Here is a 25,160-nt window from a genome sequence, read left to right as displayed (position 1 = left end):
CGTGCCGAGCTTCGACATCGCCCACCTCGTCGGCTTCGAGGAAACCAACCTCGTCGGCAACGTCTACTTCGTGAACTACTTCCGCTGGCAGGGCCGGTGCAGGGAGATGTTCCTCAAGGAGAAGGCCCCGGACGTCCTGGACGAGATCGCCCACGGTCTCAAGCTGTTCACCATCAAGTGCGAATGCGAGTACTTCGCCGAACTGACGGCCTTCGACCGACTGTCCATCCGCATGACGCTCGTCGACCTCACCCAGACCCAGATCGAGTTCGAGTTCACCTACGTCAAGATCGACGAGCCGAGCGGAACCGAGCACCTGGTCGCAAAAGGCCGCCAACGCGTCGCGTGCATGCGCGGCGACGGCACCGAGGCCACGCCGACCCGCGTCCCGGAGAGCCTGCGACGGGCGCTGGAACCGTATGGTGCCGCGAGGGGCGGGGCTGTGGCGTCCGGTGCGGGAGTGCCCGGCGCGGGAGTGCCCGGCGCGGGTCAGTAGCCGCGCAACGGGTCGCTTGTGCCGCGGGCCGCCCTCCTGACCGTGATGTCGCCTCGGTCAGGAGGGCGGCCCGCTGTCACGGATGCTGCACGGGCGTCAGGACGGGTCGCCGTACTGGAGGCCGCGGCCGTTGGTGCCGACGTAGACGCGGCCGTACGTGTCGGGATCGCCGGTGACGACACCCTGGCTGCCGATGGCGCCCCACTGGTGGGCCTTGTCGTTGACGCGGGTCCAGGTGGCGCCCTTGTCGGTGGAGCGGAAGACGCCGGTGACGCCCTTGACCGTGCCGATCAGGTACAGCGTCTGGTACGAGGCGCGCGGCGCGGCCTTGCCGAAGCCGACCGCCGAGGCGGACGTCACCGAGGTGAGCCGGGTGAACGTGCCGCCACCGTCCGTGGAGTGGAACAGGCCCTTGCCGCCGCCCGCGATCCACAGGTCGCCGGCCCGGCCCGGAAGGGCCTTGAGGCGGCCCTCGGCGGGCAGGCCGGTCGCGCGGACGGTGAAGGTCGCGCCGCCGTCGGTGCTGGCATAGAGGGTGCCGCCGGTCAGGGAGTAGAAGGTGCGGGCGGAGGAGCGGTCGGCGACGACCTCCGCCCCCGTCCCGAGCCCCCGCACCTTCGCCCAGGTCGCTCCCTTGTCCGTCGAGCGGTACGGGGCCTGCCCGGACTGGGTCCACACCAGCGTCGAGCCGTCCGCCGCGAGGGCGATACGGCCGCTGTGGGCGCCGGCCACCGGTTCGGCGGCGAAGCCCCGCCACGTGACGCCGCCGTCGGTGGAGTAGGTGCCGTCCTGCTTGCCGCCCGTACCGACCCGCGCCATCACCGACGGCTTCGACGCGGCGTAGTCGATGTCGGTGCTGTTGCTCATCAGCGGGTTCTTCATCCGCCCGGACGGCACCCGCGTCAGGCCGGTGTGGCGGAATCCGCCCTGGTCACCCATGGCGGTCAGGACGGTCGCGCCGCCGGGCGGGGTGATGGCGTCAAGGATCGCCGTCTCTTCAAGTCCCTTGGCCCCTGCGGTCCAGTGGCTCGTACGGGCGTCGGCGTCCTCGCTCCGCCAGATCCCGTTGCCGGTGCCGTACAGCACGTGCCCGGAGTCGAACGGGTCGATCGCGAGGGCCGTCATCCAGTGACCGGTGTGGGTGCCGACGTACGGCGCACCGGAGGCGTCCCGTACGGACTTGCCGGAGAGGGCCTTCCAGCTCGAACCGCCGTCCGTGGTGCGGTAGATCTCGTCCTCCGGGTACCAGCGGCCCAGCGTCGTGACCATCACCGTGGACGGCTTGCGCGGGTCGACCGCGAGCCCCGAGAAGCCGTACGAGCCCTGCGAGGGGGACACGTTCTGCCAACGGGCGCTGTTAGGCACGTACTTGTGGACCGAGCCACCGGTGACGCCGTTGGGCCCGAGGTTGTCGGTGTACGTCACATACAGCGTGCCGTCGCCCGTGACGACACCGTGCTGCGGCAGCTGGCCGGTCGGCTGCCCGGCGACCGCCTGCCAGGTGGCTCCGCCGTCGGTCGAGCGGTACAGGGACCTGGACCTGTCGGCGACACCGACGTACACGACGCCGCTGCCCTTCGGCCCGTACGTCACGAACGAGATGCCGGCACCGCTGCCCGCCCCGTCCTTCACCGGGAACGACTCGACCTGCCGCCAGGTCGCACCGTAATCGGTGGACCGCCACAGCCCGTTCTTACGGGAGCCGAGGAGCAGGTTCGAGTGGTCCGACGGGTCGACGACGAGGCGTTCCCCGGCGCCGCGGCCGTCCTCGTTGCCGCCGAGCTTGAAGGGCAGCTCGGTGCGCTTGAAGGTGCGGCCGCGGTCGGTGGAGCGGAGGATCGCGCCGTTGCCCGCCCAGTCGTTGGTGTACGTGCCCGCGCCGAGGTAGAGCCGGTCGGGGTCGACGGGGTCGGTGGCGAGGGAGTCGATGCCGAGCAGGTTCCAGTCCTTCTCGCCGAGCCAGTCGGTCAGCGGGATCCACTTCTCGGCGCGGGCGTCCCAGCGGTACGCGCCGCCCATGTCGGTGCGGGCGTACAGCAGACCCCGCTCACGCTGGTTGAAGACGAGGCCGGGGACGTAACCGCCGCCGACGGTCTGCGCGTTCTTCCACTTGTACGGTGCTGCCGCGGACGGCCGCGCCTTCGCGGCCTGGGAGTCGTCCTGCGTGAGGAGCAGGTACGGCACGGCCGCGGCGGGCACGGCGAGCAGCAGGGCTATGGCGCCCCGGCGGCGACGGTGCAGACCGCGCCGCCGGGAGTTCGTGCGGGTGGGGGGTGAGGTGTTCATGGAGGGGACTTGTGCTCCTTGTACGTGATGGGCTGTGCGCTTGTACGGGATGGGCTCTCCGCTTGTACGTGACGGGCTGCCCGCGGAATTGCTCAGCGCTGCAGGGTCAGAACGCCCGGCCGGTACGGCAGCGCGTCGTAGGGGGCGTCCGACTTGGGGTCCTTGCCCTGGTAGAGCAGCTGAAGGTTGCACGGGTCGACGGTCATGGTCTGGTCCGGGTTGGAGCGGATCAGGTCACCGTGGCTGATGTCGTCGGTCCAGGTCGCACCGCTGTTGGCCTTGCCCGCGAAGGGGTTGGACTCGGTGGCGGCCTGCGGGGTCCACGTACCGTTCAGGCTGGTCGCCGTGAAGGAGCGGAAGTAGCGGTTCTCGTTGGCGCCCCGCGCCTCGACGATCATCAGGTACTGGTTCTGGCCCTGGACCTTGTAGACCTGCGGTGCCTCGAAGAGGTTCTTGACCGTGTCGCTCATGACCGTCGTGTACGACGAGCCGAAGTTGCCGGGGAAGTTCCCGATCGGCATGGACGCCCGGTAGATCTTGCCGTTGTCACCGGCGAAGAAGAGGTACATGTTCTGGTCGTCGCCGATCAGCGTCTGGTCGATCGGACCGGTCCCGGCGCCGGGCAGGCTGCCGGTGAACAGGGGCTTCGGCGCGGACCAGCCGTTGGGGTCGGTCGGGTCGGCGGAGGTGCGGTAGCTGAAGGGCGAGGCCCCCCACTGGTACGTGAGCACCCAGATGTTCTTCGGCGCGAAGTAGAAGAGGGTGGGCGCGACGGCGTTCTGGTTCATCTTCGTCTGCTTGGCCGCCCCCATGCCGGACCAGTCGCTGAACGGGGCGAACGCCATCGAGCCGTACGAGGTGCCCGTCGACATCGACCCGTAGACGAGGTGCTTGCCGTTGTACGGGACGTGGGTGAAGTCCTTCAGCGAGGCCCAGCCGCCCGCGGGCTGCGCGAGCGCGCCGGTCGACTTCCACTTGTACGTGGACGGCAGCGCGCACGTGCCACCGGCCGACCCGGAGGGGGCGGTCCACTTCTGGTTGCCGACGCCGGCACAGGTGTGCAGCTGGATCTTGGTGCCATTGGATGTGCCCGCGCCGACCGCGTCCACGCACTTGCCGGACTGAACACCGGAGATCGAACCGTTGGTGTTGACGTTCCACTGCTGGTTCGTGCCGCCGTTGCAGTCCCAGATGACCACCTCGGTGCCGTTCGCCGTGCCCTTCGCCTTCGCGTCCAGGCACTTGTTGCCGAACACCTTCAGCTGCTTGGCGGCGGTGCGTGTCCAGCTCTGGTTCGACTGCCCGTTGCAGTCCCTCAGCTGTACTTGAGTGCCGTTGGCGGTGGTGGAGTCGGGGACGTCGATGCAGCGGCCGGAGGCCACGCCCTTGATCTGGCCGGTGCCGTCGCCCGGGTCGGCCGGGGTCGTACCCGACGCCGACCCGGCGTCGAACGCTTCCTTGACGGCGTCGTACGCGGGCTTCGGCTTGCCGGCCGCGTCGAAGAGCAGCGGCTTCTCGTCAGCGCGCCACGAGTCGCTGTCACGGACGCCCCACACCGTGATGCCGGTGCAACGCTTCACGCCGAGGCAGGCGTTGACCGCGCTCGCGTAGTGCCTGGGGGACGCCTGGGCGATGTCCAGCTCGGTGATCTGCACGTCGACGCCGAGGGCGGCGAAGCTGTCGAGGGTCTTCTTGAAACTGGCGGGCGGTCCACCCGCCCCGAAGTGGCTTTGGAAGCCGACGCAGTCGATGGGGACACCGCGCGCCTTGAAGTCCTTGACCAGGCGGTACACGCCCTGGGTCTTGGCGGCCGTCCAGTCCTCGATGTTGTAGTCGTTGTAGCAGAGCTTCGCGGCCGGGTCGGCCGCGCGGGCGGTGCGGAACGCCTCCTCGATGAAGCCGCTGCCGAGCACCTTCTTGAACACCGAGTCGCGCAGCGCACCGCTGCCGCCGTCCTGGAAGGCCTCGTTGACGACGTCCCAGGCGTAGATCTTGCCCTTGTAGCGGCCCATCGTGGTCTTGATGTGGTTGTTCGTGACGCCGCGCAGCGTGCTCGGGTCGTTGATCGCCTTCACCCAGTCCGGCAACTGCGAGTGCCACACCGTGGTGTGGCCGCGCAGCCGCTGGCCGCGCTCCAGGGCCCGGTTGACGATCTTGTCGGCGGCCGCGAACCGGAAGGTGCCGCGGGACGGCTCGACCGCGTCCCACTTCATCTCGTTCTCCGGGGTGATCATGTTGAACTCGCGGTCGGCGATCGACGTGTACGTCGAGTCGCTCAGCCGCCCCGCGGCTATCGCCGTGCCGAAGTACCGGCCCGACGAGGACGCCTCGTCCTCCAGGCTCGCGGCCCCGGCGGAGTTGGGGAGCATCGTCACGACCCCGGCCACGAGCGCCGAGGCTGTCAGGCCGGTCGTCAGCGCCCGGCGGGGCCGGCGGAGACGGTGCAGGCCTTTGCGGGGTTCGTCGGTATGTCTGGTCATGGGCGGTGGCCTTCTTCAGGGGACAGATCAGCGGGGGACGCTTGTGAAGGAGCGCCCCTGAAGAGGAGGCCGGGGAAGGTGGGACGGCGTAACGAAAAATGCGCGCGCCCGCGCAGTGAGGGATCTCGCAGCAGAAAAACGTAATGCGGGGCGCGGTCCTGGTGTCAGCGGGTCCCTGCGCTCACGTCAGCGGCGCGCGGACGACGAAAGAGGCCTGGCCGGTGAAGGTACGCGTGCCGTTGAAGCCGTCGAGGCGGATCGATCCGTCGCGGGGGCGCAGGGCGGAGCCCGGGTAGTTGTGCGCGTACAGAGTCACCGATCCGTCGACCGTGCCGGGGCGCGGGCAGAAGGTGGCGTCCTCCCGGAACAACCGGCTGCCGTCGTCGGCGCTCAGGCGCAGCCGCAGATAGTGGTGGCGCAGATACCGGCCGTCGGCCGCCCGGAACGTGACGCACCGGCTGTTCGCGAGCCCCTTGCTGACGGTGAAGGTGGCCGCACCGCTGCCGAGCGTCGCGAAGTCACCGTCGTACGTGAGGAATTGGCCGGGCCGGTCCACGGACTCAAGGGACCGCAGACCCAGCGGAACCACGGCCGGACCCGATGACGACGGCGACGGCGTGGCCGACGGAGTCGGGGTGGTCGACGGAGCCGGGGTGGTCGGACCGGCCGTCGGCGCGGTGGCGACACCGGGCGCCCGGCGCTCCGGTTCGGGCCAGGCGACATACGTGGCGGTCCCGGTGACGAGCACCGCACCGGTGGCGAGGGCAGCGATCGGATGGGCGGTCACCGCGTGGAGCTTGCCGAACAGAGCGCCGCTTCCTGCCGCCGTACCCGTGGCGCTCGCGGTCGCTGCGGTCGTCACCGCCGTCACCGTCGTACTCGACAGCAGGCCCTTCGCGACCAGCGCCCCGAGGAGCGCCGCCGGCACGGCCAGCGGCGTGAGGCCGGACAGGAGCAACTCGGCCGGTACCCGCTCGGCCGCCGTCGCCGTACATCTCGCGCAGTCGCGCGTGTGCCGGGCGATCCGCTTGCGCCACACGGACGTTCGCGCACCGTCCCAGCCGGAGACGGTCGCGCTCAGGCCGGGACAGCGCGGGTCGGCCGCCAGCGCGGCGACGATGGTCCGGCTCAGTTCCAGCTGCTCGCGCATGCGCTGCAGGCGAACCCCGGTGTGGGAGACACCGAGACCTGTCGCATCGGCGATGTCCTGGCGGCTGAGCAGCCCGGCGCACTCCTGCCACCACAGCGAAAGGAGCATCCGGTGTTCCGGGTCGAGCCAGCGGCTGGCTTCGACGGCCTGTCCGCGCTCCTCCGACATGCGCAGCCGCAGGATCGTCGTGTCCTCCAGAGGGGCGGCGGCGTCCGGCACCGGAAGCGCCTCGTCGAGGAGCGTGGTCCGCTCGGCGAGTGTGCGCTGCCTCTGCCAGTACGTATTGACCTGCCGGAGCGTGATCGACACCAGCCACGAACGGAAGCTCTCCGGGGCCCGCAGGGCGGGCAGGTCGCGCACCGCGCGCAGCAGCGTCTCCTGGACCACGTCGTCCACGTCGGCATGGCCGCTCAGCGCCCGCCCGACGATGTTGTACAACAACGGCAGATAGGCGGAAACGAGCTCTTCGCGCGCCCGCTCGTCACCACCCTGCGCCGCGACGACCAGCCTCACGTGATCCGCGTCCATGAGCGCCAGTCCCATCTCTCCAGGGAAGTGATCCGCCGAGTACGGCGCCACACCTTAACCGTGTGGACCACGAGGCCATCCCCCAGGGGTAACGATCACGCGACGGGCGGGTCAGTTGCCCTTCCGGGCAGGCTCCAGGATCGCGACGCACTCCACATGGTGCGGCATCGGAAACACGTCACCCCGAGGGGACCTGGCGACCGCAGTTCGCGAGCGATTCAGGGACTTCCTCAGCAGTCATCGCACACACCGAGCGTCACATCAGCGTCATGACGAAGAGGTCCGGTACATCTCCTGATCGACCGGGCTCGCGTCTACATTGCGGCACTGATGCCGCACATCCTGCGTCAAGGAGAGCAGAGGCCCGGTCCACCACCACGCCCGGCTCCCGCTCAGTGAACATGCTCGTGGTGCGGAAGCGGATCGTCGGCAACGAAGTCTTGTGCACCGACGAGCAGCGCCACACACTCCGGCATCGATGGCCCGTTTGCGAAGTGCCCGGCCGCTCGTGCTACCAGGCTTGAGAGCCTCTGGCCGAAAAGCGACGAAGCGAGTACAGAAATGGCCATTAATTGCCGGGCCAGCATCTCTGTTCCTCTGCGACGCCTGCACCGGGTTCGCTAGCCTAGCTTCTGACCAGGAAGGACGGGGTCGGCGAGTTGCTTATCAACACCCGGCGTAGTCTTTCACAACGACGGGGAAGGACCCACAGGCATGCCCTATACAGCCGAGATCAGCCGCACCAGTCCGACCTGTTTCATCTTCCTGGTCGACCAGTCCACTTCCATGGCTGATCCAATCGGCGGAGACGATCCCATGAGGAAAGCCGATGTGGTGGCCGACGCCATCAATCGACTATTGACCGAATTGTCGGTCAAGTGCGCCAAAGAGGAAGGCGTACGCGACTATTTCCACATCGCGGTGATCGGCTACGGAAGCGCCGTGGGCTCGGCTTTCCAGGGGGAACTCACCGGACGGGACCTGGTGCCTCTGAGTGAGGTCGCCGACGCGCCCGCGAGAATCGAGAACCGGGCTAAGAAGGTATCGGACGGGGCCGGAGGTCTCGTCGAAACGGCGGTGAAATTCCCCCTCTGGATGGATCCTGTCGCGCAAGGCGGTACTCCGATGAATCGGGCGCTCAAGTACGCCGAAACCCTGGTAGCAGGCTGGACCGAGCGCTATCCCGGCAGCTTTCCGCCCATCGTTCTCAACCTGACAGACGGAGAGTCGACCGACGGGGATCCCGCCGAGTCGGCGGCTGCGATCACCACGCACGCGACGGCTGACGGCTCCGTGCTCCTGTTCAATCTCCACGTCTCGGCGGCCGGCGGCGCTCCCAGCGCGTTCCCCGACTCGGACGCAGACCTGCCGGACGACTACGCCCGTGCACTGTTCGCCATGTCCAGCCCCCTGCCCACGCACATGCGTTCCTACGCCGCTTCCCAGGGCCAGCGCGTGAGCGAGAACACCCGCGGTTTCGTCTACAACGCCGACGTCACATCGGTGGTCCAATTCCTCGACATCGGCACCCGCGCCACCGAACTCCGGTGACCTCGAGCGGCCTTTATCTCACTAAGCTTCTTGCGCCCAAGAACGGTAGTACGGAAGCCGAGTGTGAGGATGCTGCCCACGTCGTCCCAGCTCCGCTCTTCGACGAACTGGTCGATGCCCCACTGGCCGTGGGCATGTCCGACGGGGCGACGGAAAGCGTCCTGGCCAAGGACTGGGCGCACCTGTTGGCTCGGTCTGCCGCACAACACGCCTGGGAGAACGACAACGTCTTCGGCGCTGGATCTTCTTTTGAGTCGTTCGCCCGCTCCGCTGTCTCGCTCTGGGAGCCGTGGCTGGAAAAGTACACTGCGGAACGCACCACGCGGGGGAATCCCTTGAAGTGGTACGAGCAGGCAAAACTGACGGCCGGAGCGTCCGCCACCTTACTGATGTTGCGTATGGACCCGACACCGGGAGGCGGCTGGCGGTGGCGCTGCGCCGCCTTGGGGGACAGCTGCCTCTTTCACGTCCGGGAAGGAAAGGTACTCAGGTCGTTCCCGGTACAAGAGCCGGACGAGTTCGGCGTCACTCCGAATCTCTTCAACAGCCTGAACCACGACAGCGCACTTATAGCGGCCCGGACCCTTTTCCTCGAAGGCGCCTGCGAAGCGGGTGACCGCCTGCTTCTCATGACTGACGCACTTGCCCACTGGTTTCTTTCCGCCACGGACCACGCGCAGGTTCTGGGTGAACTCTCAGAGTTTTCGGGCCCTCACGACGGACCTCGTTTCACAGACTGGCTTCAAAAGCTACGCAGCGAAGGTGCACTCCACAACGACGACGTGGCTGTCGTGCGCATCGATGTCGAAGGGAAATGAGGCATGAGCACCGCGCGGGGGCCCCTGGCCTTTCCTTCGGGACGTGAGTATCAGGAAGCCCTGCAAAACACTGACGTGTGCCTACGAGATCACGACCTGCGGGGAGCCCGGCCGCAGGCCAACAAACTCGGCCTCCCCCGACCCATCTCCGGACAGTTCGCGAGCGTCTTCTCCCTGACGTCTACTGCGGGCCGTCGCTATGCCTTGAAGTGTTTCACCTCTCACGTACGCGATCAGCAGGACCGGTATGAGGCCATCAGTAACAAGCTTTCCGGCATCGATCCTGGTTCGCTCTCGCAGCCCTGGCGGATCGGCTTCGATTACGTTCCGGACGGAATTCTTGTCAATGGGTCCCGCTTCCCGGTGCTGAAGATGGACTGGGTGGAGGCCGTGACACTCTCCAACTGGCTCGACCACCACTTCACGGACAGCGTGGCGGTACGGAACCTCGCCGAGCGCTTCGCCCAGCTCACCACGGATCTCGCGGCGCACGACATCGCACACGGCGATCTGCAGCACGGAAACCTGCTGGTCGCTCAGGATGGCACCTTCCGGCTGGTCGACTACGACGGCATGTTCGTACCGGCCCTGAACGGCCGCCGCAGCACAGAGCGCGGGCACCGGAACTACCAGTCTCCAGCCCGGGGAGATGATGACTTCGACAGCACCCTCGACCACTTCTCGAACTGGGTCATCTATCTCGCCCTGCAGGCCATCGCGGTCGACTCCTCCTTGTGGACACGCCTACACGAGCCGGATGGCGAGTACCTCCTACTGATGGAGGACGACTTCAAGAATCCTGCCGGGTCCGTCCGCCTCTCCGCCCTTCTCGGCCACACCGAAAGCACGGTGCGTGGCCTTGCAGAACAGATCAAGGCATTGGCCTGGCAACCGTTATCACTCGTCCCACGTCTCTCGGTGGTGGCCACTCCGACGCCCGGGGTCCACATTCCCAGCCCCCGAGCAGGTACAGGGCGCCGGCCCGACTGGCTCGATCACCACGTCACCTCCACCACCACGTCGAGCCCAGGCACACCCGCGACGCACCCTCTGCCACGCGCATACAGCCACCGCCGTATAGCGGACGTACTGCTCGGGCTCCTGCTCCCGCTCGCGGTGCTCACGCCGAGCGCCCTCGCTCTGGCTGAGCTGATCTCTCCACTCGTCACAGCTCTGTCCTACGGTGGCACCCTGGGCGCAACAGCACTCACCACTCGCGCGGCCCGCGGCACACGGCCGGAGACCAAACTCCTGCGAGCCCACCTGAGCCAACTTCGGGAGAAGCGCCGCGCCGCGCTCGGGCCGGTCAGAGCAGCTGAGCAGCTCCAGCGTCAGCGGCAGGAGTTCGACGCTTCGGAGGCTGACCGGAAAAGGCGGCTCACGGCTGCTCAGAAGGAATTGGAGAGCGCGCACCAGAAGGCCATCAAGAAGGCCGGGAAGAAGAAGGTCCAGGAGCAGCAAGCTATCGACAGAGGCATCGCCGCCCTCGCCGGAGAGCTCCGGGCGGCTCTGGACCGCGCCTTCGCGAGCGACCGCAAGGAGTTCATCGACCGCGAACTGCGCAAGGTCCGGCTGCACGAGCGGGAGTTGACCGGCATCGGACGGGCACTCGTCCAAGCCCTTGCCGCGCATGGGGTCCGGACAGCGGCGGACTTCACCGGTATCACCCTGGTCAGTGCCGGCGGTCGGTACAACAACGTCACAGGGCTGATCAATACGGCCGACGGACGCAGACTCAACATCAAAGGCATCGGGGAGAGCCGCGCCAGAACTCTGGAGGCATGGCGAGTACGGCAGTACGCCCGTATCTCCTCTCGCGCGCCGTCGACCCTGCACGCAGCCAGGCGCCAATCCATCGAAGCCGACTTCAAGTGGCGTGAGTCAGACCTGTTCCGCCGACGTCTGGAGACGGAGGCGACGGCCCGGACAGCACGCGAGGACGCAGAGCAGAAGATGCGGTCGGGGCTCGCCCAGCTCGCCAGCGAAGACCAACTCGCTGCTGGGCGCGCCTCCCAGCAGCGTCAGCTGTTCGCCCAGCAGGCCACACAACTCGGTGACGCGCACGGCCGCCTGACCGATGTGGACGCCGAGATCGCGGCCGCCAGGAGGTCTGCGCGGACGCTGTCCTCCTTCCGGTATCTACGTTTCGCACTCACTGGCCGCTGAGCCGCCGCGTAACTCGCTCCGCCCGGCCGGCCCACACATGCCAGGCAGGCAGTCGCACGCCGTTCGGCAGCAAGGCTGCGTGGCTGAGAGCGAGCCTCAGGTGACGTGCGTCTTCGGTGCCGGGTGATGCTCCGTGATCCAGCTGAACCTGGACCGCGCCTGTGCCCCGGCGTACGTCGAAGTCGTAGGGGTAGCCACCGGCCGTAACCTGCCTGTCGAGAAGGACTCCGGAGATTTCGTCCGTCAGGAGGCGTTGAAGCCGGTCACCGACAAGCTCGTACTGTTGTCCGGGTTCCGCGCGGGGCGAAACCTGCGCGGCCTTGGCCTCAGCCGCCTCCAGCAGCGCATGCGGCATCCCTGCACGGAGAGACCAGAAGTCACGGTCGCCGAACACGATGAGATGCGAACGAGCGCGAGTGATGGCCACGTTCCACAGGTTGACCTCGCGGCAGAGCCAGCTGACCGCACTTGAACGCATTCTCTCGCCGGCGACGAGTGACAACAGAATCACGTCCTGCTGCCCTCCCTGGAACGTGTGCACCGTTCCGACCCGCACACGCGGCTCGTGCGTCCAGCACTTGGCGATCAGGTCTTTCTGAGCCCGGAAAGGGGTTACGACGCCTACCGTTGAGCCTTCAGGCAGCCGCTTCAGCAACCGCTCCACCGATATGTGGACGCGGTCCGCCTCCTCGTGATTCATCCACGACCCGTTGTCGCCTCTACGCGCCGTCCCCTCCACATCGAGCCACTGCACCGCGTCGACCCCTTCGAGGCGTCGCAACGACCGGAGCTCGGTGAGGACGGTCAGCCGACCGCCGTAGCAATGCCTGTTGGAGATACCGACGATGTCCGGGTGACAACGGAAGTGCTCGTCCAGCAGCAGGGTCTGTCCAGCCGCGTGGGCAGCCGCATGGAACGAGGAGTAACGACGGTGCTCGAGCCGGTGCTCGTCGAGCCAGCTCGCCCGCAACCCCGACCCGCGGTGTGCCTCGGCTTCCTGCCGAGGTTGAAGTGTCGTGATGTGCTGCAACTGCACGGGGTCACCGATCACCAGGGCCCGCCGTGCGCGAAAGAGCAGCGGTAGCACGTCAGGCGTGGAACACTGGCTGGCCTCGTCGACGATCACCAGGTCGAAAAGTGCGGCCCGGTCCCGGAACCGTCGTGGGGATCTCGCAGTGACGGCCCAGCCGGACACCTGCGGCAAAACCCGCTCCAAGGACGACCATTGGCGTGCCGACCGTGACTTCACGGCTTCGATGCGGTCGTGGATGGCCGTACGCGCGGTGGTTGCCTGCTCCGCCACCAAGGCTTGCAACAATACTGTTGCCGTCTCCCGGACCCGCCCATCGGTCTCGCGGAGCATCGCCAGGAGTTGGGAGTCGTCCGCATCTGTGTCGGCCTCGGTGCCTTTCTGCCGCCAGGCTGCCTCGGCCTCCGCGAAGCGCACCAGGTCATCGAACTCCCGACGCCCTGCGACCTGTCCCGACAGTTGGGCAAAACCACGCAGGCACCGGTGTCGCAGCCACCCGCCGAAGATCCCGAGGCGCGCTGCCATGTGAGCCCGGCGCAGCCACCTTCCGAGGGAGACGTCGTCGCCCAGAGCCGTGGCAAGCGCCTGAGGGTCGGTCCGGTGTTGTTCGGCGTAGGAGAAGCGCAGGTGTCCGAGGCCGGCCAGTTCCTGTTCCCGACGGGCGACCTCCGCGAGCCGATGACGCAGCCCCGCCTGCTCCCGGAGGTGGTTTCGCAGTTCGCCCTGATGCGTCTGGGAGGACTGGTGGGGCGGAGCTCTGCGGGTCAACTGCTCCAGCGACCGCAGCTCTTCCTCGACAGCTGTCTGGTTGCCCGTACGTACAAGAAGTCCCGGAGCCAGAGCTTCGCAGCGCTCCCAGACCTCGTCCACCGCCTTGTTGTTGGTCGAGGCGACGAGCACGGTCTGGCCGGCCGCTCTGGCCGTGGCGACCGCGTTGACGATGAGCTGGCTCTTCCCGGTGCCGGGCGGCCCAGTCGCGACGGTGAGCTTGCGGACCATGGCGGCGCGGATCACCCCTTCCTGCCCTTCGTTCAGTTCCAATGGAGCGACGACCTGCACCTCCTGCTCGGCGCGCTCGTCCACTTCTTGGTCCGCCTGCGCGGCGAGTGCTCCAAGAGCAGTGCCGGCGAACTGCCCAACACTCTTCTGCAGCGTCTTGTAGTCCTTCATCAGCTGTGCGGTGGCTGCTGAATCCGAGCGTGCAGCGAAGACGATCGCCACATTGCGGGCGCCCTCATGCGCCGCGTGGAGCGAGCTGCCGTCGCCCAGCGATCCGGGATCGAGGTGCTCTGTATCGGGCAGGCCCAGCTCCTGCAGCAGGCTGCGCAGGTCGCGGACCATGTCTTCCCGGAAGCCCGGGCGCCAGTTCGGCTGGTAGGCGGCGAGCAGTTCCTTGCCTTCGTCCTTGCCCAACCGATCGAGAACAAGTTTGGGATGCAGGACGATCGGCCCTGTGGGCGTGACCACACTGCGTCCCTGCGGATTGTGCTCGACCTCGATCTGACGCATGGCGAGTGGCGCGCATACCTGGCGCTTGCCGTCGTAGAGGACGGCGACGGGATATCCATACCAGAGGTCTGCGCCGTCCTTCTGGGCACGCTCGGCGAGGTCCACGACGCGTTCTGGCGCTTGTACCGCGGTCTCCGTACCGGAGAGCAGGACTTCTTCTCCTGCGGGCCAGACTGCGCGTGGAGGGTCGCTGCCCACCAACGGCAGTAGTTCGTCGGTGGCGTTCTCCGCCTCCAGGCAGTGCTGGTAGTACGCCAGTAACCGAGACCAGTCGGCGCCGGTGAAGGCGGAATCGTCGTGCACTGCCTCGACGGCCTTGACCGGTGCAGGCGCCACCCCTCCAGTCCCGTCGGTGACTGCGGTGAGTCCGGCGGGCAACGGCTTCAGTGCAGGAATCTGACGGCCGGTGGAGGCAACGGCCAGATAGATGTCACCGGTCACCTGAAGACTGGACTGTGTCGGCGTCTGCCGACGGCCGTCAGGTGCTTTTCGCAGGTCACGGCTGATGTACCGGAACAGGTCGTTCGCCGAGACCTTCCCATCACCGTCCAGGTCCGCTTGTCCCGAGTGGAGGCCTTCGACGATCGCTTTGGTGAACTGCGAGGGCTGGTCCGCATCGGTGGTGAAGGCTTGCTCCCAGTGCTGCGACGCGGTGATGACATACACCCCGCTGGCCTCGACCACCGGTGCGGTGGCCGAGAGCGAGGCCCCTTTGCTGCGAAATCCCTGCACCGCGCTGCCGCTGAAACAGCAGTCGAGCAGCAGGACCTTGCGCCGTGCCGCGCATTTCTCCAACTGGTCGGTCACATAGGAGGCTTCGAGGGCCGTCTGCTGGAGCCGATCTCCTTCGGTGTCCGTGGTGACGTAGTAGAGCTGACCGTCCTCACGGTCATAGGCCCCGTGGCCGCTGAGATAGAGCACGACCAGCTCGTCCGGCTCGCGGTCCCTGAGGAACTGTTCGACGGCCTGCTTGATCGCTGCCTTCGACGAGTCCTCGACCCGTTCACACTCTTCGTACCTGCCAACCGCCGGCATCTCCAGGACTTGGCTCAAGTAGTGAACGTCCGCCCGTACAGACGGCAGGGCGGGAAAGTGCGCGTCATCGTAGGCAGCGGTGCCCACGAGCAAGGCGTGCTGACGGCTCATCGTTCATCTCCTGGGCCTGCACCAGACCTCCCACTCGGTCCGTCCTGGACGTCCCGCAGCGCCTTCACCTCACGCCCGGATACCCCGCCCTGGAACTCCGTGACCGTGCCGTCGGAGTACGTGACACGCACCTTGCGGCTCTTACGAACGTCGACCCACGCCCTGATCGCCGTCCTCGCCAGCGCGAGAGTGCCTGTGGTGAGGATGAGCACGACCTCCGGGGTCAGCAGTTCCTGCCCTTTCGCACCCTCCGTGCTTCGCGTCGCTTCAGGGCGGGCGAAGCGCACCTGGGCGCCGTCCAGTTGTTGCAGAACCTCGCGGAGCTCCCGTGCTTCCAGCTCCGCATGCCGCGGGTCGGCGCCGAAGACGTGGATCTGTGTGGACTCGATCTCGTCGGACATACTCTCCCTCGCGCCGTCAACTCTGCCGTCTGTTAGCAGGGTTGTCGTTTCGTTGGCAGGCCGTCAGCCTCGTGATTTTTCCCGGCGCTAGGTGCCGGTCGCCCAGCGCCTGCGTGGTGTACCCACGTCCGGTATCCGCAGGATTCTGTAGAGCGGCTCACCCATGTCCGCCCACCTCTCCAGCATGTCCCGGTCCACCAGGTGGATCCCATAACGTGGGCCGCTGGCTCTCGCGGCTGCCGTAAAGCCTCCGGTGGTGACAATCACCGCGAAGTGGGCACCGTGATCGTGGCGGTACGTGCCGTTGACCCGCTGCACGTCTTGGTCTCCGACTCTGCGGTCCGGACGCAGCCGCTTGCACTGCACGACGACACGTCGTCGCGAACGGTCGACTACGAGTACGTCAGCTCCCTTGTCCCCGGCTCTGCCCACATGCTCCGCCACCAGTCCGTCCCGGCGCAGCAAAGAACAGACCGCCAGCTCGAACGCCCGGGGGTCCAGAGCGTCGAGATGACCCAGCGAATAACGCACGGGCCCCGAGGAAAGCACCGAGCGCTCATTCCATCTCCGCAAGGCCGACCGTCCAGGCTTCAAGCCCATCCCGACCGCCGCTGCGGCCAGCATGATGCCCGTCCCCACCGGCCACTGCTCGGCCGCATGCCACAGACCGCTGGCCCCCGCCAGAACGCCTGAGCCCCACACCCACCAGGGAATGGCCGCCCAACCTCCTTGGCTGCGCCTGCGCCGCATCAGACGGCCGGGCCGAAGAGCGCCAGCATGCCACCGGCAAGAGCGAACAGCGCGAGGCCCGCCAGGTCGGTGATCGTGACCAAGGTGAAGGTGTGGTCGCGGCATCGCGCGAAGAGCCCCCGGCGCCTACGGCGACACGGCCGGTGCAAGGCTGTCGGACCGCCGCAACGCGACACCAGTGCAGTGCCACCGATCACCAGTAATGCCATGGCAAGCAGCATCAGATCCCCCGTCCCCCGCCCTATGCCTTATGAGTATTCGCGAACGCCCTCCGCCCCGACCAGTACTTCTTCGGCCGAGCTGGCCGGAAGGGGGGCGCGTGGGAGCGCCGGCATCGTTGCGTTCCGCACGTGTCCCTGACACGCGCCCCCACAGGATCGAAAACTGCGGTTCCACGCACGACTTACCCGCCGTCGTCGGCCACGGTTAGGATTCACCAGGTCCGTGACGTGGTGGAAGCGGCACGTAAACACGAACGGGCAGTGGCTGGGGACAGATTCAAGGGGCGGGGAAAGCGCATGCGGCAAGGCCGGTGGACCACGGTCACCGAGTCCGAGTTCGACCATGAACACCGTGGCCTGGAAGCCATCCGAGAGAGGCTGCCGGACGCCGACCCCTGGCGTGCGTGGTCGAACTTCACCTTCACCGCCCACACCGGACACGTCCGCGAGGTCGACCTCCTCGTCGTCGCGCCCGGCGGCGTCCACATGATCGAGCTCAAGGACTGGCACGGCTCCGTGACCAGCGAGAACGGCACCTGGGTGCAGACCACCCCTGGGGGCCATCGTCGCCCGCACGGCAACCCGCTCCACCTCGTCAACAAGAAGGCGAAGGAACTGGCCACGCTGCTCGGCCAGAACGGCAGGCGGGTGTGGGTCGGCGAGGCCGTCTGCTTCACCGACGGCGGGTTACGTGTCCGCCTGCCCGCCCACGATCAGAACGGCGTCCACACGGTCGACGAGCTGGTCACCATGTTGAAGCAACCGCCGCGCGACGAGCGGCGCCGTATCAACGCCGTCGAGTCCCGTGAGATCAAGACCAAGCTCGAACGGATCGGTATCCGGCGCAGTGACGCCGAGTACAAGGTCGGCCCGTACCAACTGGACCGCAAGTCGTTTGATTCCGGGCCGACTTGGACCGATTACAAGGCGAACCACAGCGAGCTGCCCGAGGTGGCCCGGGTCCGCGTCTACCTCAGTGAACGCGGATCGGACGCCTCGCTCCGGCGGTCGGTGGAGAACGCGGCCCGCCGCGAAGCGGCCGTGCTGCAGCGCTTCAAGCACCCGGGCGTGGTCCAGCTCAAGCAGTACTACCCGTCTGGGCACTCCGCGGGCCCGTCCTTGATCTTCGACTACGACCCGCGCACGCTGCGCCTGGACGAGTATCTGCTCCAGCACGGCAAGGATCTCGACATCCTCGGCCGGATGGCGCTGGTCCGCCAGCTCGCCGAGACGATACGTTCCGCGCACTCCGCCCGCATCCACCACCGGGCGCTGGCCGCCCGCGCCGTTCACGTCATCCCCCGCGACCGGGGCCGCCGCGGTCGGGCGGTCGGGGAGGACGCCGCCTGGCTCACCCCCCGCCTGGAGATATCGGACTGGCAGATCGCCACCCAGCGCGCATCCGGCACGGACGGCGTCAGTGGGCAGGGAGCCACCCGCTTCGCGCCGACCGCGTTATCGGCGATGCACCTGGCGGAGGGCTCCGACCCGTATTTCGCACCGGAGTTGACCGCCCTCAAGGCCGACCCGGTCTACCTGGACGTGTACGGCCTCGGCGTCCTCACGTACCTCTTGGTCACGGGCCGCGCTCCGGCCGCGAGCCAGGCCGAACTCCTTGCCCGCCTTGAGGCGGGCGAGGGCCTGCGTCCCAGCTCGTTGGTCGACGACCTGTCCGAGGACATCGACTTCTTGGTGCAGGCGGCGACCGCCTACCGCCCCGGTCAACGCCTGTCCTCCGTGGACGAGTTCCTGGAGATGTTGGAGATCGTCGAGGACGGTCTGACCGCCCCGGTCTCGGCGCCCGACCCCGAACCGGCCGAGCCCCCGGAGAAGGACCCCCTCGAAGCGGTGACCGGAGATGTGCTCGGCGGACGGTGGGAAGTTCGGCGCCGCCTCGGGACCGGTTCCACCAGCCGGGCCTTCCTCGTACGCGACCTGGAGGCCGAGGCACGCAAGACCCGGCCCCTCGCCGTCCTGAAGGTAGCCCTGTCGGACAGCAGGGGCCAGGTCCTGGTGCGCGAGGCCGAGGTGATGAACCGGCTGCGGCCCGACTCCCGCGTGATCCGGCTCGTCGAGCCGCAACCCCTGCGCATCGGCTCGCGTACCGTCCTGGCTCTGGAGTACGTGGGCGACGAACGCGAAGCCGCGGAACCGAACGCCGAGACCCCCGAATCCAGCACCAGCACCCACACGCGCACCCGTCGCCGCGAGGAGACGGTCGCGCGCCAGTTGCGCGAGCATGGCCGTTTGAAGATGGACCAGCTGGAGGCGTACGGCGACTACCTGTTCGGGGCCGTGGACTTCCTGGAGGGCGAGAGCGTCTGGCACCGCGACATCAAGCCGGACAACATCGCCATACGCATCCGTCCCAACCGCACCCGCGAACTGGTCCTCATAGATTTCTCCCTCGCGGGCTACCCGGCGAAGGACTACGAGGCCGGCACCGACGGTTACCTCGATCCGTTCATCGGCAGTCTGACCCGCACCGCGTACGACTCGCACGCCGAGCGGTACGCGATAGCCGTCACCCTCCACCAGATGGCCTCGGGTGAGTTGCCCAAGTGGGGCGACGGCTCGCTCCCGCCGAGGATGACGGATCCGAAGGACTTCCCGTACCCGACCGTCCAGGCCGACGCCTTCGAACCCGCCGTACGGGACAGCCTGGTCACCTTCTTCCGTAAGGCCCTCCACCGGGATGCGACGAAGCGCTTCGCCGAGCTGAAGCCGATGCGGGACGCCTGGCGGAAGATCTTCCTGGATGCCACACAGACGGTGCCGTCCACTCACCGTTCCCGCCACCCCGAGCCCGCACCGCAGGAAGCCGTGGCGGGCGAGCATGCGGCGGCGATTGCGGACGCGGAGCCGCTCACCGCGGACGAGCAGCGTGAGCGTCTGGCGGCGGCGGTCACCCGCGACACTCACCTCTCTGCGGCCGGTCTCACCCCGGCCGCGGAGTCCTTCCTCTACGGCCTCGACATCACGACCGTCGGCGGCCTCCTCGACTACAGCCGCAGCAAACTCCTCAACGCGCCGGGCCTCGGCACCAAGACCCGCACCGAGATACAGCGCCGACAGCGCCAGTGGGGCAAGCTGCTGCGCGAGGCCGCACTCTCGCCACTCACGCCGAAGGGCCGTGCGGAGGCGAAGGAGGAACTCGCCCAGCTCACCGCCACCGAATCGGTGGTAGCCGGAGCCCTGGCCACGGACGAGGGAGCGGCGCGCCTGACGGAGACAGTCCTGCGCTCGGTGAGCCTGGACACTCTCGCCACCCTCTTCGTGCCTGAGCTGAACAACAACCGTTCAAACAGCAACAAGGTCGAGATGGTACGGCTGTTGCTGCGCCTTCCCGACGAGCGCGGAGAACTTCCCGGCATCGGCGTCTGGCCCAAGCAGAAGGATGTCGCCGAAGCCCTGGGCCTGTCCGCCGGGCGCATTCTGCAGATGCTGAAGGAGGAGCGCAAGCGCTGGAAGAAGCACCCTGCGATCCAGGCTCTACGGGATGAGATCGTCGGCCTGCTGGTGGGCCTCGGCCGGGTCGCCCCCGCCGTGGAGATCGCCGATGCCCTCGCCGTACGACGCGGTACGCAGTTGCCGGGACGCGAGCAGCGACGGGCCCTGGCGCTGGCCGCTGTCCGGGCTGTTGTAGAGGTTGAGCAACTCCACCCGGACGAGGCGGAGTTCCAGCACCAGGCCAACCGCAGGGCGACGGAGGACGTACTGGCGGCGGGTCTGCTCGCGCTGGATGTGCGTGAGGGCGACGCTCCGGATACCCCAACGGCTCCGGGACTCCTCGACTACGCGACCCGCCTGGGCAGGACAGCCGATCGCCTGACCCGTCTGGACACCTTGCCGACGGCCACGACGGTCCTGAGCGAGCTGGGTGCGCTGACCCCGCCGCCCGGTGTCGTGGACTGGGACGAACGGCGACTGGTCGTCCTGGCTGCCGCCGCGTCCGTGAACGCGGCGGCCACTCCCCGCCTGGAGGTCTATCCGCGTGACCTGCCTTTGGTCCGGGCCCTGCGCCTCACCCAGGCCGGTCTGGTGCGGCTGATCCCGGGCGTACCGGAAGAGCGGCAGCCCGGTCTGACGGGCGAGGACGTCCATGATCGGGTCCGAGCCCGCTTCCCGGAGCTGGTCATCAGGGACGCTCGGGGCACGAGTACGCACGAACTGCCGACCGGTGGCCCGCTGACCAAGGCGCTGCGCGACGCCGGTTTCGACCTCACACTGTCGACGCGCGAGGACACGAAGACGCTCCGCTATCTGCCGACGCGGATGGACAGCGCCTCGACCTACCTGACGGTCGCGGAATGGCGGCAGTCGACCGAGGCCGGCGCGGTGACGCGCTACTCCGACGACCCGCTGGTCGCGAGCGGCGTCCGCGCCGACGAGCGCCTCCTCGCCTCGGCCTGTCGGGACGGTTACCGGGTTCTGACGGTGCACCACGCCCGTACGGTCGAGGCGGTACGGAGACTGGCGGGGCAGCGCATCGGCGCGCAGGCGGTATCGGTGACCGAGCTCTTCCTGTCGTCGATGCACGCGCTCGTCCCGCCGGGCACTAAGCCGACATGGGAGACGCTGCTGAAGGCGGACGTGGCGGAGCCCGGCTCGCGGGGTGCGCTGAAGTTCAGCGAGTACGCGCGGACCGCGTGGGGCTCGGTGGAGCCGCGGGTACGGGAACTTTTGGCGCCGGGGCTCGCCGGTTCGGGCCCGGTGCTGCTGACCGAGGCCGCTGTCTTCGCCCGGTACGACGGCATGGGCGTCCTCGACCGGCTCGCGGAGGCGGCTCGGCAGGGTGGGCGGGGGTTGTGGTTGCTGGTGCCGCAGGCGGACCCGTCGCGTGAGCCGAAGTTGGGGCATAGGGCGGTGGCGTACCAGGCCGGCCTGGGCGAATGGATCGATCTTCCGGACTCGTGGGTCAAGAAGGACTACCTCTCCGGGACGGCGGGGGATGTGGGCGAAGTGGACGTGAACGCGATGAGGGGTGCGGCAAGTGATCGACCGCAAGGAGCTGTTGAATGACCTTAAGCAGCAGGTCAAGTTAGTCGAGGCCGACCTCGGCAAGCAGGTCAAAGTGGTCGCGGAGGGGGAGAAGCTACGCGTTGAGTACGAACGGGCGCGCAAGCTGGGCCGCACGGGCGCTACGTGGAACTCCTGGCTGGACGAGCGAATAACCCAGGTCGCGGTGGCGTGGATACTGGGCACGGTCTTCGTCCGGTTCTGCGAGGACAACCGACTGATACCCGAGCCGTACCTGACGGCTCCGGAGCCGGACCGGCGTGACTTGGCGCTTGCCCGGTTCGAGGAGTACGTCGCGAAGTCGGAGGACCCAACGTACCGGGGCTGGCTTGAGCGGGCGTTCGAGGAGCTGGGGGCCGGGCAGGCGGGGCGGCTGCTGTTCGACCGGCGGCACAATCCGCTGTTCCAGATTCCGCTGTCGCATGACGCGGCGCGGGACTTGGTGGACTTCTGGAGGGGGCGAGATGAGGACGGCTGCCTCATCCACGACTTCACGGACCCACTGGAGGAAGACGGCGACGGGACGCGGGGCTGGGATACGCGGTTCCTGGGTGACCTGTATCAGGACCTGAGCGAGGCGGCCCGGAAGACGTACGCGCTGCTGCAAACCCCGGAGTTCGTAGAGGAGTTCATCCTCGACCGGACGATGAATCCGGCGGTACGGGAGTTCGGGTACGAGGGCCTGAAGATGATCGACCCTACGTGCGGGTCGGGGCACTTTGTGCTGGGGGCGTTTCGGCGGCTGGTGCGGCTGTGGGCGGACGGCCGTCCGGGCAAGGACGTGCATGAGCGGGTGCGGGAGGCGCTGGACTCCGTACACGGGGTGGACTTGAACCCGTTCGCGGTGGCCATTGCTCGATTCCGGTTGCTGGTGGCGGCTATGGCTGCGGGTGGGGTTCGGACGCTGGCGGAGGCGGCCAAGTACGAGTGGCCGATTCATTTGGCGGTGGGCGACTCACTTATCAAGCACCGGCACAAGCAGGGAAACTTGTTTGATGGCTTGGAGGAGGGGGCTGATGAGCTGGCCGACTTCAAGTATGAGATTGAGGATGTGCATGAACACCCGGGGATCTTGGAACCGGGGCGGTATCACGTGGTAGTGGGTAATCCGCCATACATAACAGTACAGGATCGAAATCTCAACGAACTTTACCGGCATCTATACAGGGCATGTGCAGGCACTTATGCGCTTTCGGTTCCGTTCGCTCAGCGCTTTTTCGAACTGGCAAAGACCGGAGACGTCAAGACCGGACTCGCATTCGGCACTGTCGGTCAGATAACAGCGAACTCATTCATGAAGCGGGAGTTCGGGTCAAAGCTCATCGAGACGTACTTTGGGCACGAAACAGAACTAACCGAGGTCATTGACACCTCGGGCGCGTACATTCCCGGCCACGGAACGCCCACGGTGATCCTTATTGGCAAGCCACGCGGGGGAAGTAATCGGTCAGCAATGATCCGTACAGTACGAAGCATCCAAGGCGAGCCTGCCGCACCAGAGAACGGAGAGGATGGGCTGGTTTGGAACGCGATCGTGCAACAGATAGACAACCCGGGGTCCGCCAGCCAATGGGTCTCAGTGGACGATTTGGAACGTGAGCGCTACTTCGGCAAGCAACCATGGGTTTTGGCCGACGGCGGACTCGAAATGGTAGAGCTCATCACGAAGACCAATTCGCAACTCTTGGGGTCAATATCAGAAAGCATTGGCCGTACAACAAATAGCGGAACTGACGACGCGTTCTTCGTGGCAGATATCGCCACAGTCAAAAGAATAGGAACCGAGGAGCATTTTCGTGATCTCGTGATAGGCGAGTACGTTCGGGACTTCACCATTACCAAAACAGTGAAGGTAGCAAACCCTTACCAGGATTTGTCGAATTCCAAACCTGTAGATGAGAGCCACCCTCTCGTCAAGAGGTTCCTCTGGCCGTCGCGCACCCTCTTATCGCGACGGATCATCTTCGGCAAGCGCATCACCGATCACTATCCTTGGTATGTACACCTGGAGAACTATTCTCACAAGTTACGCACACCCCTGTCCATCACTTTCGCAGAGGTCGCCACCCACAACCATTTTGCTCTCGATCGCGAAGGGCGAGCGTTCAAGCAAACCGCTCCCGCGATCAAACTGCGCGAAGGCGCCAGCACAGAGGAGCACCTGCAACTTCTCGGTGTACTAAATAGTTCGGTCGCCGCCCTGTGGCTCAAAATGGCTTGCCACAACAAGGGCGGCAGCGGTCTCGGCCGGGGCTTCCAAGATCAAGAATGGGAGAATCGCTACCAATTCAATGGAGCAAACGTCGAAAGGTTCCCGCTACCAGAAAGATATCCCACCGCTCTCGCCACAGCCATAGACACTTTGTCCCATCAACTCAACGGTGCGGCCTTTTCACCGCTCACGGGTAGATCCTCTGCTGCTACTGCCCATTCCCTACGAGAGGCTCGCGACGCCTGGCACTCCGCCCGCGCGCGGGTGATCGGGCTCCAGGAGGAGCTGGACTGGCAGGTCTACTCACTCTACGGTTTACACCTTGAGGATCTACGTGTCTCCGAGGACCCGCACTCCCTCGACATCCCTAGCCTCGCTCTTGGCGAGCGTGCCTTTGAAATTGTGCTTGCGCGTCGGGTCACGCAAGGTGAGGCGAGCGACGAGTGGTTCAAGCGGCATGGCTCTATGCCCATCACCGAGATCCCCGAGCACTGGCCCCCCGCTTATCGTGAGGTCGTGCAGAAGCGGATTGACGCCATCGAGTCGTCCCGCGCCATCGGTATGGTCGAGCGGCCGGAGTACAAGCGGCGTTGGGCTACCGAAGGGTGGGACTCGCTCCAGGAGAAAGCTCTGCGGAGCTGGCTGCTCGACCGGATCGAGGACCGTGCGCACTGGTTCGACGAGAACGGGATGCCCGCACTCGTCACCCTCTCCCGCCTCACCGACAATCTCTCCCGCGACGAGGACTTCGTCTCCGTCACCAAGATTTACGCGCCCCGAAAGGAACTGCACGCCGTCATCACCGAGTTGATGACGGACGAGCATGTGCCCTTCCTGGCCGCTCTGCGTTACAAGCCCGCTGCCCTCAAGAAGCGCGCGGACTGGGAGCACGTCTGGGATCTCCAACGGCAGGAGGACGCCGCTCCCGATGAGCCGGCCAAGCGGAAGATCCGGGACAGAATCCCCGTACCGCCCAAGTACACCTCGGCCGACTTCCTGCGCCCCTCCTACTGGCGCGCACGCGGCAAGCTGGACGTGCCCAAGGAGCGGTTCATCTCGTACGCGCGGGCCAATGTCGCCACCCCGGACCTGTACGGCTGGGCTGGCTGGGACCATCGAGAGCAGGCGATCGCGCTCGACACGTACATCGCCACCCACGAGGGCCTGACCACCGAAGAAGCCACCCCCCTACTGGCCGGGATGCTCGAACTCCAGCCGTGGCTGACCCAGTGGCACAACGAACCCGACCCTCTCTTCTCCCCGACCCCCGCCAAGTTCTTCGAGGGCGACCGGCAGATGGAACAGGGCAAGCACGGTCTCACCGACGATGACCTGCGTGCCTGGCGCCCGGCTGCCGCGACCAGAGGGCGACGTACCACCAAGAAGTAGCCCACCAG

13 protein-coding genes are annotated in these 25,160 nt (G+C 66.9%); 6 read left to right on the top strand and 7 right to left on the bottom strand.

Annotated elements, in window-relative coordinates; all coding sequences use genetic code 11:
* Position 1: 1 nt before the first annotated feature.
* Positions 2-496, top strand: a complete 495-nt coding sequence (locus ACH4D5_RS22540) for an acyl-CoA thioesterase (RefSeq protein WP_398305306.1) — start codon at positions 2-4, stop codon at positions 494-496.
* 96 nt (positions 497-592) lie between these two features.
* Here the strand turns inward: ACH4D5_RS22540 and ACH4D5_RS22535 are convergent, their stop codons facing one another.
* The 3 genes from ACH4D5_RS22535 to ACH4D5_RS22525 form a co-directional block, all read right to left on the bottom strand.
* Positions 593-2,782 carry a carbohydrate-binding protein gene (locus ACH4D5_RS22535; protein WP_398305303.1) on the bottom strand — a complete coding sequence of 730 codons (2,190 nt, stop codon included), beginning with the start codon at positions 2,780-2,782 and terminating at the stop codon, positions 593-595.
* Positions 2,783-2,874: 92 nt separating this feature from the next.
* Positions 2,875-5,262 (bottom strand): non-reducing end alpha-L-arabinofuranosidase family hydrolase, encoded by a 2,388-nt coding sequence (locus ACH4D5_RS22530; RefSeq protein WP_398305300.1) that lies wholly within the window; start codon positions 5,260-5,262, stop codon positions 2,875-2,877.
* Between the two features lie 181 nt (positions 5,263-5,443).
* Positions 5,444-6,955, bottom strand: coding sequence for a sigma-70 family RNA polymerase sigma factor (locus tag ACH4D5_RS22525; RefSeq protein ID WP_398305297.1), 1,512 nt, complete (start codon positions 6,953-6,955; stop codon positions 5,444-5,446).
* Between the two features lie 699 nt (positions 6,956-7,654).
* Here ACH4D5_RS22525 and ACH4D5_RS22520 point away from each other — a divergent pair.
* From ACH4D5_RS22520 to ACH4D5_RS22510, 3 genes are read left to right on the top strand one after another with little or no spacing between them, the layout of a single operon-like run.
* The gene (locus ACH4D5_RS22520) at positions 7,655-8,491 is read left to right on the top strand and encodes a vWA domain-containing protein (RefSeq protein WP_398305294.1); all 837 of its coding nucleotides are present in this window, start codon (positions 7,655-7,657) and stop codon (positions 8,489-8,491) included.
* Positions 8,488-9,309 carry a hypothetical protein gene (locus ACH4D5_RS22515; protein ID WP_398305291.1) on the top strand — a complete coding sequence of 274 codons (822 nt, stop codon included), beginning with the start codon at positions 8,488-8,490 and terminating at the stop codon, positions 9,307-9,309. Before ACH4D5_RS22520 ends, ACH4D5_RS22515 begins: the two co-directional genes overlap by 4 nt.
* 3 nt (positions 9,310-9,312) lie before the next feature.
* Positions 9,313-11,475 (top strand): hypothetical protein, encoded by a 2,163-nt coding sequence (locus ACH4D5_RS22510; protein WP_398305289.1) that lies wholly within the window; start codon positions 9,313-9,315, stop codon positions 11,473-11,475.
* On the opposite strand, the gene ACH4D5_RS22505 is transcribed toward ACH4D5_RS22510, so the two are convergent.
* The 4 genes from ACH4D5_RS22505 to ACH4D5_RS22490 form a co-directional block, all read right to left on the bottom strand.
* Complete coding sequence (locus tag ACH4D5_RS22505; protein WP_398305286.1) at positions 11,462-15,160, bottom strand: AAA domain-containing protein; 3,699 nt, start codon at positions 15,158-15,160, stop codon at positions 11,462-11,464. The genes ACH4D5_RS22510 and ACH4D5_RS22505 overlap by 14 nt on opposite strands.
* Positions 15,157-15,561 carry a hypothetical protein gene (locus ACH4D5_RS22500; protein ID WP_398305283.1) on the bottom strand — a complete coding sequence of 135 codons (405 nt, stop codon included), beginning with the start codon at positions 15,559-15,561 and terminating at the stop codon, positions 15,157-15,159. Before ACH4D5_RS22500 ends, ACH4D5_RS22505 begins: the two co-directional genes overlap by 4 nt.
* An 87-nt stretch (positions 15,562-15,648) precedes the next feature.
* Positions 15,649-16,161 (bottom strand): restriction endonuclease, encoded by a 513-nt coding sequence (locus tag ACH4D5_RS22495; protein ID WP_398306033.1) that lies wholly within the window; start codon positions 16,159-16,161, stop codon positions 15,649-15,651.
* A 149-nt stretch (positions 16,162-16,310) separates the two neighbouring features.
* Positions 16,311-16,532: a hypothetical protein gene (locus tag ACH4D5_RS22490; protein WP_398305280.1), complete on the bottom strand. Its 222-nt coding sequence runs from the start codon at positions 16,530-16,532 to the stop codon at positions 16,311-16,313.
* 297 nt (positions 16,533-16,829) lie between these two features.
* Here ACH4D5_RS22490 and pglW point away from each other — a divergent pair, with 297 nt between their 5' ends.
* Positions 16,830-21,554, top strand: coding sequence for a BREX system serine/threonine kinase PglW (pglW, locus tag ACH4D5_RS22485; RefSeq protein ID WP_398305277.1), 4,725 nt, complete (start codon positions 16,830-16,832; stop codon positions 21,552-21,554).
* Entirely contained in the window at positions 21,526-25,152 is a 3,627-nt protein-coding gene (gene pglX / locus ACH4D5_RS22480) for a BREX-2 system adenine-specific DNA-methyltransferase PglX (RefSeq protein WP_398305274.1), read from the top strand. The genes pglW and pglX overlap by 29 nt, the downstream gene beginning before the upstream one ends.
* The last annotated feature ends 8 nt before the right edge of the window (positions 25,153-25,160 follow it).

The sequence above is a fragment of the Streptomyces sp. NPDC018029 genome (assembly GCF_044327655.1).
Taxonomy (GTDB): Bacteria; Actinomycetota; Actinomycetes; order Streptomycetales; family Streptomycetaceae; genus Streptomyces.
The sequence above is the reverse complement of the archived record's forward strand: the minus strand, read 5'-3'. Positions and strand labels throughout refer to the sequence as shown.

Coding starts and splice junctions, on each gene's coding strand:
- ACH4D5_RS22535 (WP_398305303.1), bottom strand. CDS start 2,782: ATGAACACCTCACCCCCCACCCGCACGAACTCCCGGCGGCGCGGTCTG.
- ACH4D5_RS22530 (WP_398305300.1), bottom strand. CDS start 5,262: ATGACCAGACATACCGACGAACCCCGCAAAGGCCTGCACCGTCTCCGC.
- ACH4D5_RS22525 (WP_398305297.1), bottom strand. CDS start 6,955: ATGGGACTGGCGCTCATGGACGCGGATCACGTGAGGCTGGTCGTCGCG.
- ACH4D5_RS22520 (WP_398305294.1), top strand. CDS start 7,655: ATGCCCTATACAGCCGAGATCAGCCGCACCAGTCCGACCTGTTTCATC.
- ACH4D5_RS22510 (WP_398305289.1), top strand. CDS start 9,313: ATGAGCACCGCGCGGGGGCCCCTGGCCTTTCCTTCGGGACGTGAGTAT.
- ACH4D5_RS22505 (WP_398305286.1), bottom strand. CDS start 15,160: ATGAGCCGTCAGCACGCCTTGCTCGTGGGCACCGCTGCCTACGATGAC.
- ACH4D5_RS22500 (WP_398305283.1), bottom strand. CDS start 15,561: ATGTCCGACGAGATCGAGTCCACACAGATCCACGTCTTCGGCGCCGAC.
- ACH4D5_RS22495 (WP_398306033.1), bottom strand. CDS start 16,161: ATGGGCTTGAAGCCTGGACGGTCGGCCTTGCGGAGATGGAATGAGCGC.
- ACH4D5_RS22490 (WP_398305280.1), bottom strand. CDS start 16,532: ATGCTGCTTGCCATGGCATTACTGGTGATCGGTGGCACTGCACTGGTG.
- pglW (WP_398305277.1), top strand. CDS start 16,830: ATGCGGCAAGGCCGGTGGACCACGGTCACCGAGTCCGAGTTCGACCAT.